Source organism: Delftia sp. K82 (assembly GCF_002193035.1).
GTDB lineage: Bacteria > Pseudomonadota > Gammaproteobacteria > Burkholderiales > Burkholderiaceae_C > Comamonas > Comamonas acidovorans.
Map to the genome: position 1 here is coordinate 641270 of NZ_MYFL01000003.1, position 12630 is coordinate 653899.

Annotated in this window: 10 protein-coding genes; 5 read left to right on the top strand and 5 right to left on the bottom strand. The window is 67.1% G+C overall.

Annotation, left to right across the window (positions count from 1 at the left end):
* Nucleotides 1–69: 69 nt before the first annotated feature.
* From KDK82_RS19795 to KDK82_RS19815, 5 genes are all read right to left on the bottom strand, one after another.
* Nucleotides 70–786: an MgtC/SapB family protein gene (locus KDK82_RS19795; RefSeq protein ID WP_012203158.1), complete on the bottom strand. Its 717-nt coding sequence runs from the start codon at nucleotides 784–786 to the stop codon at nucleotides 70–72.
* 63 nt (nucleotides 787–849) lie between these two features.
* Complete coding sequence (gene mgtA, locus KDK82_RS19800; protein WP_088165988.1) at nucleotides 850–3609, bottom strand: magnesium-translocating P-type ATPase; 2760 nt, start codon at nucleotides 3607–3609, stop codon at nucleotides 850–852.
* Between the two features lie 18 nt (nucleotides 3610–3627).
* Entirely contained in the window at nucleotides 3628–4038 is a 411-nt protein-coding gene (locus KDK82_RS19805; protein ID WP_043780774.1) for a hypothetical protein, read from the bottom strand.
* Nucleotides 4039–4252: 214 nt separating this feature from the next.
* On the bottom strand, nucleotides 4253–4489 hold the full coding sequence (locus KDK82_RS19810) for a hypothetical protein (protein WP_012203161.1): 237 nt from the start codon (nucleotides 4487–4489) through the stop codon (nucleotides 4253–4255).
* A gap of 252 nt (nucleotides 4490–4741) precedes the next feature.
* The gene (locus tag KDK82_RS19815) at nucleotides 4742–6616 is read right to left on the bottom strand and encodes a lysoplasmalogenase family protein (protein WP_143343493.1); all 1875 of its coding nucleotides are present in this window, start codon (nucleotides 6614–6616) and stop codon (nucleotides 4742–4744) included.
* A gap of 236 nt (nucleotides 6617–6852) precedes the next feature.
* Here KDK82_RS19815 and KDK82_RS19820 point away from each other — a divergent pair, with 236 nt between their 5' ends.
* The 5 genes from KDK82_RS19820 (at nucleotide 6853) to KDK82_RS19840 (ending at nucleotide 12593) form a co-directional block, all read left to right on the top strand.
* Nucleotides 6853–7857 (top strand): tripartite tricarboxylate transporter substrate binding protein, encoded by a 1005-nt coding sequence (locus KDK82_RS19820; RefSeq protein WP_088165989.1) that lies wholly within the window; start codon nucleotides 6853–6855, stop codon nucleotides 7855–7857.
* Nucleotides 7858–8044: 187 nt separating this feature from the next.
* Nucleotides 8045–9199 (top strand): hypothetical protein, encoded by a 1155-nt coding sequence (locus tag KDK82_RS19825; protein ID WP_237736628.1) that lies wholly within the window; start codon nucleotides 8045–8047, stop codon nucleotides 9197–9199.
* The gene (locus KDK82_RS19830) at nucleotides 9190–10329 is read left to right on the top strand and encodes a hypothetical protein (protein WP_088165990.1); all 1140 of its coding nucleotides are present in this window, start codon (nucleotides 9190–9192) and stop codon (nucleotides 10327–10329) included. Before KDK82_RS19825 ends, KDK82_RS19830 begins: the two co-directional genes overlap by 10 nt.
* 120 nt (nucleotides 10330–10449) lie before the next feature.
* Nucleotides 10450–11112, top strand: a complete 663-nt coding sequence (locus tag KDK82_RS19835; protein ID WP_012203166.1) for a hypothetical protein — start codon at nucleotides 10450–10452, stop codon at nucleotides 11110–11112.
* A gap of 26 nt (nucleotides 11113–11138) precedes the next feature.
* Nucleotides 11139–12593: a CsgG/HfaB family protein gene (locus tag KDK82_RS19840; protein WP_088165991.1), complete on the top strand. Its 1455-nt coding sequence runs from the start codon at nucleotides 11139–11141 to the stop codon at nucleotides 12591–12593.
* Nucleotides 12594–12630 lie beyond the last annotated feature (37 nt).

A 12630-nucleotide genomic window follows, 5' to 3' on the forward strand; every position in this document is an offset into this window, starting at 1 on the left:
GGACGACACCCTCGGTGCGGGGCGGCCCTTCCTCGGTGTCCTAGATCTAGGACTGTGTGATACCCCTACTCATTCTTCCGTGCCGGCGTTCCAGAAGGCCTGCAGCACGCCGGGCAGGGCCTCGATGGCGGCGATCACGCGGTCCAGCTCGTCTGAGTCCACCGAGGTGGCGTAGAGCATGGCCTCGATCTCCGTGTCCTGCGGGCCGAAGGCATGGGTTTCCACGCCGCGCACGGGGTAGCTGGCGTTCTCCAGCAGCTCCAGCATCTGCTCGCGCACATCGCCCTGGGCGCCGCGGTGGCAGATGGCGTAGACGTAGTAGGTCGATTCCGTGGATTCGTCATCCACCGGGCGGCGGTTGATGCGGTTGACCACGGGGCGCAGCAAGGTATTGCTGGCCAGCACGAACAGCGTGGCCAAGCCGGCCTCGGCCACCAGGCTGGCGCCCGCGCAGGCGCCCACGGCGGCCGAGCCCCACAGCGTGGCCGCTGTGTTCAGCCCGGTGATGTTGGCCCCTTCCTTCATGATGGCGCCCGCGCCCAGGAAGCCCACGCCCGAGACCACGTAGGCCACGACGCGCGTGGCGCCCTCGGCCCCGCCCAGGCGCACGGCCAGGTCCACGAAGACGGCCGCGCCCACGGCGACCAGGGTGTTGGTGCGCAGCCCCGCCGTGCGCTGGCGCACCTGGCGCTCCAGGCCGATGAGGGCGCCGAACACGAAGGCCGTGGTCAGGCTGACGAAGGTGTCCAGCATGGCGCCGGGGTTGAGGTTCTGCAGGGCCTGCATGGGGTTCCGGGCTTTCCTGGTGAATGGGTTGAAGGGGCGTTGAAAGGGGCGCTGAAGGGTGCGTCACTGCCAGCCGTAGCGGCGGATGTAGACGCGCTTGAGCAGCGTGGCCAGGCAAGCGTAGCCCAGCAATATGGCAATCATCCACGGGAAGTAGGCCGCCGGCAGCGCCTGCAGCTTGAAGTAGCCGGCCAGCGGCCCCATCGGCAGGAAGATGCCGGCCGCCATCACGGCCGCCGTGGCCAGCAGCAGCGGCCAGGAAGGGCGGCTTTGCAGGAAGGGGATCCTGGGCGTGCGGATCATGTGCACGATCAGCGTCTGCGTGAGCAGCCCGATGACGAACCAGCCCGACTGGAACAGCGTCTGCTGCTCGGGCGTGTTGGCGGCGAAGACGAACCACATCAGCGCGAAGGTCAGGATGTCGAACAGCGAGCTGATGGGCCCGAAGAACACCATGAAGCGGCCCAGGTCGGCCGGGTTCCAGCGCAGCGGCTGGCGCACCAGTTCGTCGTCCACGTTGTCGAAGGGGATGGCGATCTGCGAGAGGTCGTACAGCAGGTTCTGCACCAGCAGGTGCAGCGGCAGCATGGGCAGGAAGGGGATGAAGGCCGAGGCCACCATCACCGAGAACACGTTGCCGAAGTTGGAGCTGGCCGTCATGCGGATGTACTTCAGCATGTTGCTGAAGGTGCGCCGGCCCTCGATCACGCCCTGCTCCAGTACCATCAGGCTTTTTTCCAGCAGGATGATGTCGGCCGCTTCCTTGGCGATGTCCACTGCGCTGTCCACGCTGATGCCGATGTCGGCCGCGCGCAGGGCCGGGGCGTCGTTGATGCCGTCGCCCATGAAGCCGGTGATGTGGCCGTTGGCGCGCAGCGCATGCACGATGCGTTCCTTGTGCAGCGGCGTGAGCCGGGCGAACAGCTGGTGCCGCTCCACCGTCTGGCGCAGCATCTCGTCGTTCATGTGCTCGATCTGCGTGCCCAGGATGATGTGGTCTGCGGGCAGCCCCACATCGCGGCAGACCTTGGCGGCCACCAGTTCGTTGTCGCCGGTCAGCAGCTTGACGGCCACGCCGTGCGCGGCCAGGGCGGCCAGCGCCTCGGCCGTGGTTTCCTTCGGTGGGTCCAGGAAGGCGATGTAGCCGATCAGGGTCAGCTCCGACTCGTCGGCCACGCCGTAGTCGCTCTTGTGCGGCGGCACTTCCTTCATGGCCACGGCGACCACACGCAGGCCCTCGCGGTTGAGCTCGCGCGTCACGCGGCGCACGCGGGCCAGCTGCTCCTCGTCCAGCGGGCGCGTGCCGTCGCCTTCGCGCAGCCGGGTGCAGGCGCCCAGGATCTCCTCGACCGCGCCCTTGCAGATCAGCTCGTGGTGGTGGTTGCGCTCGGCCACCACCACGGACATGCGGCGGCGCTCGAAGTCGAAGGGGATCTCATCGACCTTGCGGTAGTCCTCGGCCAGGCGCATCTGGGTGTGCAGCTCCACGTGTTCCAGCACGGCATGGTCGAGCAGGTTCTTCAGGCCGGTCTGGTAGTGGCTGTTGAGGTAGGCGAAGCGCAGCGTCTCGTCGCAGGGCTGGCCGAAGGCGTCGGTGTGCCGCTCCAGCACGATGCGGTCCTGGGTCAGCGTGCCGGTCTTGTCGGTGCACAGCACGTCCATGGCACCGAAGTTCTGGATGGCGTCCAGCCGCTTGACCACGACCTTGCGGCGCGAGAGCACCACGGCACCCTTGGCCAGGGTGGAGGTCACGATCATGAGCAGCATCTCGGGCGTCAGGCCCACGGCCACGGACAGCGCGAACAGGAAGGCCTCGGCCCAGTCGCCCTTGGTGTAGCCGTTGATGAACAGCACCACGGGCACCATCACCGCCGCAAAGCGGATCAGCAGCCAGCTGACGCTGTTGACCCCGGTCTCGAAGGCCGTGGGCGCGCGGTCGTTGGAGGTCACCCGCGTGGCAATGGTGCCGAAATAGCTGCGGTTGCCCGTGGCCAGCACCACGGCCAGCGCCGTGCCCGAGACCACGTTGGTGCCCATGAACAGCAGGTTGCTGGCATCCAGCACGCCGGTGCCATTCGATGCACTGGCGTCGGCGCGCTTTTCCACGGGCAGGGATTCGCCGGTCATGGCGGACTGGCTCACGAACAGGTCCTTGGCGCTGAGCACGCGGCAGTCGGCAGGGATCATGTCCCCGGCCGACAGCACCACGAAATCGCCGGGCACGACCTCGCGCAGCGGCACCTCGTAGCGGCGCGCCTGCTGGCCGAAGCCGCTGTGCGGGGCGTCTGCGGAGTCGGCATCTGCCGGCGCCGTGGGGCCGCCATTGCGGCGCAGCACCGTGGCCGTGCTGCTGACCATGGCCTTGAGCCGCGCGGCGGCGCGGTTGGAGCGGCCTTCCTGCACAAAGCGCAGCAGCGTGGACAGCAGCACCATGGAGGCGATGACGACCGTGGCCTTCATGTCCTCCGTGGCGTAGGAGACCACGGCCAGCAGCGTCAGCAGCAGGTTGAAGGGATTGCGGTAGCAGTACCACAGGTGCAGCCAGCCGGGCAGCGGCTTTTCGTGCTCGACCTCGTTGGGGCCGAGACGCGTGAGCGCGGCGCGGGCCTGCTCGCGGGTCAGGCCGTCCTCGCTGGAGCCGGTGCGCGCCAGCACGGCGGCAATGTCATCGCGCGAGGCGCGCAGCAGCTCGCGCGTGAGGGTCGGCGATACCGAGCGCGAGTGGTGCACGGCCGTGCCCGAGGGCAGGGCATTGCGCCGGAACAGCCCCAGGGCGTGGCGGCTGCGCAGAAACGCCTGGAACAAGTGCTTGAGGCTTTTCATGGTGACCTCCCTGGCGGCTCAGGCCTGGCTCGAACGAAGGGTGGCGCGCAGCCAGTGCCAGTTGCGCTGGCAGGCGCACAGCAGGCGGCGGCGCAGCGGCGGGCGGGTCACGGTGGCCGACTGCAGCCATTGGCGCCGCGCATGGGCAGGCAGGTGGCGGTAGACCTCGGCGCGCTCCTGCGCCGCCAGCAGGGACAGAACGTCGGCCTGCTGGCGCTGCGTGAGCGCCACGAGGGCATGGGCGAAGAGATCGGGGCCGTGTTGCTGCAGCAGGGCGTGCAGTTGCCCGGTATGGCGTGCCGCAATGGCGGCTTGCAGGGCAAGTTGCAGGGTGCTGGCGCGGGAGGTGTGGCTGGCGCGCGCGGAGACGGGTGCTGTGGCGGGCGTGGTTGCCGGCGTGGTGCGCAGCGCGGTGATGACGTGTTGCATGGCGGGCTTCTTTCGTTGCGGCCGAAAGAAGCCCGGCACCTATCCGTCAATGGACGTGCGCGGGTCTCCCGGCCGGGGCCTTGGGAAGGTGCGGAAGGGCCGCAGGCATGTGCGGCCGGACCGTATCGGAGGGGTCAGGGCAAGATCGACTCGGATCGGGGTCCATGGGGGAACTCCTTTCTGACGATGGGGCGGACAAGGCTGCGGCGCGCGTTCAGCGCGGCTGCAGGCTCAGAAAGCTGCGGATGCGGTGCGTGGGCCAGTGGGTCTGCAGGTCAAGATGCATGGCGTGCTCCATGGCCGAAGGGGCCTGGGCTTGCATCTGTGCCTGTGCCTTGGCCTGCATTGCTGCCTGGGAGGCAGCCACGCGCGTGCCGGTGGCGCCGGGGCAGGGCGCGGCAGTGGCAGGCTGCAGGCGTTGCATTGCGGGGCGGACGAACGGTGTGGACATGGCTTTCTCCTTGGCGAACCAGGAAGACCGCCGTAGGCAGGGCCGTCAAGCAGCGTGGGCCGGGCGCTGCTCGATGGCAGCCACACGGGCACGCGGTCAGTGATCAACAGCCATTGGAATCTTCGGTGCAGGAGCGGCGTGCCTGATGCAGGCCAAGCGCCACTGCAGCGCCGGGCGGCGCGAAGATTCCAAGGGGAAACGCAGCAATGGATGGAAGCCGACCGACATGGCCGCTCCCATCACAGGAGTCGGTCAGTCAGCCAGCAGCGAAGCCATTGCGGCGCGCTGTTTGTCACTGGTTGAACTGGCACTGTCCACGGAGGACTCCTGAAAATGCGATCCCTCGATTGTGCCTTGCGAGCTGCTTCGGGTCAACCCTGATGTCGATGCGCCACGGGCCAGCCAGCCTTGCACGATCAGCAGTTGCGCCGCGTAGTAGGTGGACAGCACGCCGGCTTGCGCACCGTCGAAGGGCTGCACAAATCGGTTGATGGCCAGCAGCGAGTCGCTGGCCATGAAGAAGCAGGCACCCATGGCCACCTGCCAGGCCGCCTTGCCGCCCAGATGCCGCGCGCGGCCCAGGGCCTGCGCCGCCATCAGCGCAATGACCAGCACATAGGCGGCCACGGGCAGGCGCAGCGCGGCGGGCAGGCCGCCCTGCCAGAGCACGGCATACATGCCCGCGCCCAGGGCCAGCGTGGCGGCCAGCGAGGGCCGGTGTGCAAACCAGGGTGCGTCCTGGCGCAGCAGCACGATATAGGCCAGGTGGGCCAGCAGAAAGCTGGCCAGGCCCGGGATGAACAGATCGGGCAGCATCAGGAACACGTCGCCCGCCAGGGATGCCGCCAGTGCCGCGGCCAGCCAGCAGGCGCCGCGCGCGGGTTTGGCCAGTGCCGAGAAGGCCGTGCTGCCGCGCCACAGCTGCATGACGGCGATCAGCGCAAAGACCATGGTCAGCGGCTTGAACAGCCAGTGCCAGTGCAGCATGTCCAGCGCGGCGGTGGCGGTGGCCAGTGCGCCGGCCTCGATGGCCAGTGCCACCCACAGGCTGATGCGACCCTGCATGGCTGCGCCCAGCGCCCATTGGCAGGCCAGCAGCACGCCAAACCACAGCGCATTGCGCGCCGTCGAGGACTGGTCGGCATGCCAGAGGAACAGCGACACCCCGGCGATCAGCGCCACGAACTGCAGTCCCGCAAACCAGCGCAGGCCGCGCTCCATCCCCGGTGCGTAGAGCACGCGGTGCGCGTCCAGGTCGAAGGCCGGCCTGGGAAAGCGCTGCGCCACATCGGCAGGGCGCCATCCGGGCGGCTTGAGCCAGACGCGCAGCTTGTCGCTCCAGCGCCGCGCATGCCAGCTGTCATGGATGAGTTGCCGGTACACCACGGCGTTGGCCCACAGCGGATCCCAGCTTTGCAGCAGGCCGCGCGTGCCGTAGACACAGGGCTCGCTATCGTCCTCGGGCTTGAAGGTGCCGAACATGCGGTCCCAGACGATGAGGATGCCGCCGTAGTTCCTGTCCAGGTAGCAGTCATTGACGGCGTGGTGCACGCGGTGGTTGCTGGGCGCGCAGAACCAGCGGTCGAACCAGCCCAGGCGCCGCACCTGCTCGGTATGGACCCAGAACTGGTAGAGCAGATCGATCAGGCCCACGATGGCAAACACCAGCGGCGGCACGCCGGCCAGCGCCATGGGCAGGTAGAACAGCCAGCCCAGCATCGCCCCCGAGCTGGTCTGGCGCAGCGCCGTCGACAGGTTGTAGTCCTGGCTCTGGTGGTGCACGGCATGCGCGGCCCAGAGCACGGCCACCTCGTGGCCCATGCGGTGAAGCCAGTAGTAGCAGAAGTCGTAGAACAGCAGGGCCAGCAGCCAGCCGGGAATGCTGGTCCAGAAGGCATCGTTGCGCCACAGCGCCAGGTGCTCGAAGGCCAGCGTGTACAGGCCCACGCGCAGCAGCGTGGTGAAGACGGCGCTGGTCTGGCTGAGCATGCCCAGGCTGATGGAGCTGACGGCATCGGCCAGCCGGTAGGCATTGCGCCCGCGCCATAGGCTCACGCCCCATTCCAGCGCGATCAGCAGCAAAAAGGCAGGCGTGGCGAAGACAATGACTTGGCTGGGTGAGAGCATGGTCAGCCGATTCTGGGCATGGCGGCGGGGCAGCGCCTTAGGCGAGAACCCTAGGACACGGAATCACAAGGGTTGAAACGGATTGCAATAAATGGGGCTTCATGGCAAGCACGTGGCAGGAAAATTGCGCCCTATGGCAGAATCGCCCGCTTTCCACGCGCTGGACGTGCTTGCCCTGCAGGCCATCGCCAGCCCGCACCGCCTTTGCCGGCATGCGCCTTGCATGCCCAAGCCCCATGCCCTTGTCCCGCCGCTCCCTGCTATCGGCTGCCGCAGCACTGGCTGCGGCCCTTGCCGCTGCACCCGCCGCCCATGCCGCGCCGGGCGCGGGCAAGCCCTGGCCGGCAGCCGGGCCCATCACCCTGATCGTGCCCTTTGGCGCGGGCAGCGATGTGGACGCCACCGCACGGCTGATCGCCGAAAAGCTGGGTGCGCGGCTGCAGCAGTCGGTGGTGGTGGACAACGTGCCGGCCTCGGGCGGCGTGCTGGGTGTGAGCAAGGTGGCGCGCTCGCATGCCGATGGCTACACGCTGCTGCTGGGCTTTGACGGGCCGGTGAGCATTGCGCAACTGGTGAACTCCTCCGTGCGCTATGACGCCGAGCGCGATCTGGCTCCCGTGGGCCTGACTTCGGTGGCGCCCATGGTGATCGTGGCCCGCCCTGGCCTGCCGGTGCACAACCTCAACGAGCTGATCAGCATGGCCCGCGCCCGGCCCGGCGCGCTGACCTATGCCACGCCGGGCGTGGGAACGGTGCTGCACCTGGCCATGGAACGGCTGCAGGAGCGCGCCCGCATCCGCCTGGTCCATGTGCCCTATCGCGGCGTGGCCCAGGTGACCAGCGAGGTCATGGGCGGCCAGGTCGATCTGGGCATTCTGATGACCACCGGCGCCACGCCGCTGGTGCAGCAGAAAAAGCTGGAAGGCGTGGGCGTGACCTCGGCACAGCGCATCGACGTGATTCCAGAGGTCATGAGCTTTGCGGAGGCGCCCGATCTCAAGGGCTTCGAGCTGGAAGCCTGGACCGGCCTGTTCGCCCCCGCCCGCACACCCGAACCCGTGGTCAGCCGCCTGGCCGCCGAACTGGCCGAGGTGCTGAAGCTGCCCGAGGTCCGCAAGCGCCTGCAGGACAGTGGCGCCACGCCCGGCTCGGGCACGCCGGCCACGTTCGCCCAGTTCCTGAAGAAGGAAAAGGCGAGCTACACGCAGATCGTCAAGTCCGCCAATATCCAGGTGGAATAGGCCGCGCTGACGGTCAGCGGGTGACCGCTTTTTTCCATTGAATGAAGACAGGGCCGGCGAAATCGGCGGCATTTTCTGCAGTCGCCTTTGTGCGCCGAGTGCCACGTATTGGTGTGTGAAATCTGTTACCCTCCGCTTACATTTTTAAGGGGGCGGTGTGGGGGTGGAGAAAATCATGCGCCGGGCCATGGCATGGCTCTGGCTTTTTGCGCTTGCAGCGTCGGGCGCTGCAATGGCCGAGGACCGGCCCACTGTCACTTTTGCGGGAGTCGCCTATTCGGGCGACGCCAGTTCGCAGCAGCAGCGATTCCCTTATTCAAAGCAGTATGAGAGCCGCCTGAAGGCCGCCGGGCACAGTGCCTATGCGCGGGCACTGGCATTCGTGCAGCAGGCGCCTGCACAGCATCTGCAGATATCCACCAATCCCATCGATGAGCTCAAGGGGCGCGACCAGGCCCTGGTGGTTTCTCTGGTGCTCAATTCCGAGACGGTCTCCGTGGAAAGCTTTGGCGGCGTGCGCAAGCTGTTCATCCTGATTCGTGGACAGGCCCTGTTTTTCGACTTCAAGTCCATGACGGCGGTGCGTTCGTATCCGCTCAGCTTTGCCTTCATCGACAACCTGCGCCACGAGCCGTCGCAAGAGGAAATCATGGAGCGCGTGACCAAGGTATACGAAGGCGCGGCAGGCAAGCCCGGCATCTTCGGCCGTTTTGCCCAGGTGCTGGCCACGGCCACCGTGCCCTCGCAGACGCCGCGTTTCCTGCAGGTCACCGATATCCAGATTCCCGCCGCCATGGCCGAGATGCTGCCCGGCTATCTGCAGGACCCGCAGGTGCACAAGACCTGGGCCGCCGATATCGTGGGCGAGGCCATTTCCAGCCGCATTGGTGTGCCCATCATTCCTTTTGCCATGGGCTATGCCGTGGGCAATGTGATGCGCATGCAGGTGCTTGACGGAGAGGTCTACACGCTGCAGCTGCCCAGTGCCGACTACGCCATCAGCGTCGATTTCAAGGGATTCAAGAAGCTCAAGTTCAAGGAATCCAGCGCCGGCACCAGCTATGTCTACGGCACCTTTGCCGATATGCGCATCCAGGAACCCAATGGGCCGGTGTTTCTCGGCGCCTCGCTGAAGAACGCGGAAGTGAAGGTGGTGCCTTCCACGCAAACCCATGTCGATGATTTTCCCGCGTTCTATGACTCGCTCAACGGCCTTTTCGTGAAGCTGGCCGAGACGGTGGCGGCTGGACGGGGCAATGACTGGCTCAAGTCGGCTGCGGCCGAGAGCGACATCGAAGCGCAAATTGTCAAAACAAAAGACCTGATGAATCTATGCAAGTAATCCAGAAAATCCTCCTGTGCCTTTCCATGGCGCTGTTCGCGGCCGGTGCGGGCGCGCAGGTGCAGCAGGCACGCGGCAAGGCCTCGGTCAGCTACCAGGATTCAAAGGTCAGCCCGCAGGACAAGGAGCGTGCGCTGATGGCGGCCCAGCTCAAGGCCGTGGAGTTCTACTACGCCGAAGCGGGCCAGTCGGAGGCCGAGAATTTCGACGCCGTGCGCGACAAGATCCTGGCCAACCCCGATCGCTACATCCTTGAGCACACCGTGCTCAGCGAAGAGGACAACGCCGACAGAAAGCAGTACACGGTCTCCGTGCGCGTGGCGCTGAACGTGGCCAATCTGCGCAATGCCGTCAAGGCCAACTCTGCCGTGGCCAGGGGCGGGCCTGCAGGCCGGTCGCCGCTGGCCTTCATGTTCGTCTCGCGCCAGGTGGCCACGACCAAGTCCTTCGATGACCGCGTCTACAAGCGCGTGGACGAGACCGAGGACGTCAAGGCCCAGGTCAGCGCTTCCGAAAAGGGCAGCGAGGGTGAATCCATCCGTGGCGGACGCATCAGCACGAATGCCTCCACGGCGACCTCGGGCACTGCCTCGGTCAAGAGCAGCCGCACTTCCGAGACCGGCGGCAGCACGACGCGACGCTCGGCCGAGTCCACCTGGCGCGTGATCCCCAGCGCCAACCTGTCCCAGGTCTTTTCCTCCAACTTCGCCAAGGCCGGCTTCAAGGTGTCAGAGGCTGCCATGGTGGAGCCCTACACGGGCGGCCACTTCAAGGTGGCGGCCGTGGAGAGCGACTACAAGAGCGGCATGGACCTGCAGCCCTCGACCCTGGCGGCCATGGTGGCCGGCATGCGCACGGCGCAGATTCCCTACATCGCCCTGGGCACGCTGGATGTGGGCATGGGCGAGCCCGATCCCCAGACCGGCCTGATGCGCGTGAGCGTGACGGTCAACGCCAAGATCCTGGACATCGCCCAGACCATTCCCGACACGATTGCCGCCGTCGGCCCCGTGCTGTACGCGGGCACCGGCCCGTCCGAGGATGAGGCGCGCAACAACGCGCTGAAGCTGGCCGCCAACAACGCGGCCCGCGATCTCACCAGCCAGGTCACCAATCTGGGCCTGCGCTGAGCGCTGCGGCTTCCAAGGTCCGGCTGCCATGCAGCCGGACCTTTTTTCCGTTCTTTCGCTTTCCTCGTTTTTATCTTCACCGTCCGCGTTCACGGACTGCTGCAACCCGAGTCCATCTCCATGAAAAAGCTCTTCACCACCGTCGCCGTTGCCGCCGCCATGGCCAGCCCCGCCCTGACACAGGCCCAGTTCTCCATGCCCTCCATCCCGGGTGTCGGCAAGCTCATGGGCGGCAGCGGCTCTGCCGACGTGGCCGGCCAGGGCGACGCCCTGGTGCGCAGCTATGTGGGCGCCAGCAAGGAGGTGCTCAGCGCCAATGCCAAGATGGCCACGGCCCTGGGCCTGAAGGAGCAGGCCGCCAGCGCCGCCAGCACGGCGGACAGCCTGGGTGATGGCGCCACCATCGGCGCGCTGGGCGATGGCAACAAGGTGGTCTCGGACACCAGCGGCGCGATTGCCGAGTCCATGGCGAAGAAGCCCGTGCTCGATGCCGCCTCCAAGGCCACCTTCGCCGAGGGGCTGGTGCACCTGGTCAACGGCAGCGTGAAGTACGCCGGCATGGGCAAGGATGTTTCGGTCATGGGCAAGAGCCTGCAAAGCGCCAACCCCATGCAGCTGACCAAGCTCACCTCCGCGGCCTGGGTGGTGTCCAAGTTCCCCGGCTCGGCCTCCGACCTGTTCAGCACCGTGCAGACGGCCATCGCCTTCGCGCGGGCCAACGACATCGAGGTGCCGGCCAATGCGGCTGACGCCACGGCCGCGCTGGGCACGCTCAAGCTGTGATCCGGTACAGGCAAGGAGCACTTTCTATGCGTATCCGCAACATTGCGGCCGTCGTGGCTGCCTGCGCCGCCATGTCCGGCTGTGGCGACAAGCCGTCCGAGCAGCCCAGGACCGACGCGCCTGAACAACCCCAAAGCGTCGCCCCGCCCGTGCCCGACGTGGGCAGGCTGGAGACCGTCGAGGTCCAGGTCACCGGCCTGGGCCAGTCCCCTGGAGAGGCCATGGCGCAGGCATTGCAGATGGCGCTGCTGCAGGTCAATGGCGCCGTGATCCAGTCCGCCTCGGTCACGGCCAAGTACGGTCTGGATGTGGCGCTGGGGCAGGACGCCGCCTCGCTGCGCGCCAGCGCCTTCGCCGAGGTGGTCAAGCAAAAGTCCGGTGGCGTCATCCAGTCGGTCCAGGTGGTGGATCTGGAAGAACCCAAGCCCTGGGCCAAGCGCTACAAGTACACCATCAAGGCCAACATTTCCAAGTTCAAGCCTTCGGCCGAGATGCAGAAGATCAAGGTCGTTGTGGGCCCGGTGCGCTTCGAGCAGGCCTCGTTGCCCATGGGCGACCGCAGCGTTTCCGCCGCCGAGGTGGGTGCAACGCTGAGGCAACGCATCAGCGACGCCCTGGTGCAGACAGGCCGCTTTGCCGTGCTGGACCGTGAATTCAGCCCCGAGATCGAGCAGGAACTGGCCATGATCGCCACGGGCCAGGCGCCCAGCGCCGAGCTGGCCAAGCTGTCCCAGGCTGCCAGCGCCGATCTGGTGTGGAGCGCCCGTGTCAGCAGCTTTGCCTACAACCGCCATGCCCGCCAGCTCAAGACCAGCGACCGCCAACTGGTGAGCTACTCGGGCGGCTGGGCCCTGTCGCAGAAGCTGGTGAACGTGGCCACGCGCCAGGTCACGGCCTCGGATTCGCTGCGCGGCTCCGTCCCTTCCACGGCTCCGACCACGCTGGGCGCGGGCGTGGATGGCAACAAGGTCATGACCGACATGAGCGATGCGCTGGTCGCCGGCGTGGTCAGCTCCATCCTGCAGCGCACCTTTCCGCTGACCGTGGTCGCCCGCGATGGCGAAAGCGTGGTGCTGAGCCAGGGCGGCCAGGCCGTGAAGGAGGGCGCGCGCTACCAGGTGGTGGCCATGGGCAAGGAGATGAAGGACCCGCAGACCGGGCAAAGCCTGGGGCGGCTGGAGTCACCGTGCTGCGAGCTGGTGGTCGATCGCGTGACCCCCAACCTCTCCTATGGCCACCTGGAGAACATGCGTGGCGGCATGGAAGACCTGCCACCGGGCGGGCTGCAGGTGCGTGAAGTGCTGAAGGCATCCGCCGCGCCCGTGCTGGCTGCACAGGCTGCATCAGGTGATACGGCCGCGGCCGGTGAGCTCCAGGCCGCACCGGCCCGTGCCGCACAACCGCCCGCAGCACGCCGCGCGGCATCACCCGCCAAGGAGGCCGATGCCCCGGTCGGCAAGAAGGACGACGACAACTGGTAAGCGACAAGCGGCGGGGAGGTGCGCTGCGGCGCCCCTC

What these genes read in the sequence shown, in the direction of transcription:
- KDK82_RS19795 (WP_012203158.1), bottom strand. Translation starts at nt 786, where the DNA reads ATGCAGGCCCTGCAGAACCTCAACCCCGGCGCCATGCTGGACACCTTC.
- mgtA (WP_088165988.1), bottom strand. Translation starts at nt 3,609, where the DNA reads ATGAAAAGCCTCAAGCACTTGTTCCAGGCGTTTCTGCGCAGCCGCCAC.
- KDK82_RS19805 (WP_043780774.1), bottom strand. Translation starts at nt 4,038, where the DNA reads ATGCAACACGTCATCACCGCGCTGCGCACCACGCCGGCAACCACGCCC.
- KDK82_RS19810 (WP_012203161.1), bottom strand. Translation starts at nt 4,489, where the DNA reads ATGTCCACACCGTTCGTCCGCCCCGCAATGCAACGCCTGCAGCCTGCC.
- KDK82_RS19815 (WP_143343493.1), bottom strand. Translation starts at nt 6,616, where the DNA reads ATGCTCTCACCCAGCCAAGTCATTGTCTTCGCCACGCCTGCCTTTTTG.
- KDK82_RS19820 (WP_088165989.1), top strand. Translation starts at nt 6,853, where the DNA reads ATGCCCTTGTCCCGCCGCTCCCTGCTATCGGCTGCCGCAGCACTGGCT.
- KDK82_RS19825 (WP_237736628.1), top strand. Translation starts at nt 8,045, where the DNA reads ATGGCATGGCTCTGGCTTTTTGCGCTTGCAGCGTCGGGCGCTGCAATG.
- KDK82_RS19830 (WP_088165990.1), top strand. Translation starts at nt 9,190, where the DNA reads ATGCAAGTAATCCAGAAAATCCTCCTGTGCCTTTCCATGGCGCTGTTC.
- KDK82_RS19835 (WP_012203166.1), top strand. Translation starts at nt 10,450, where the DNA reads ATGAAAAAGCTCTTCACCACCGTCGCCGTTGCCGCCGCCATGGCCAGC.
- KDK82_RS19840 (WP_088165991.1), top strand. Translation starts at nt 11,139, where the DNA reads ATGCGTATCCGCAACATTGCGGCCGTCGTGGCTGCCTGCGCCGCCATG.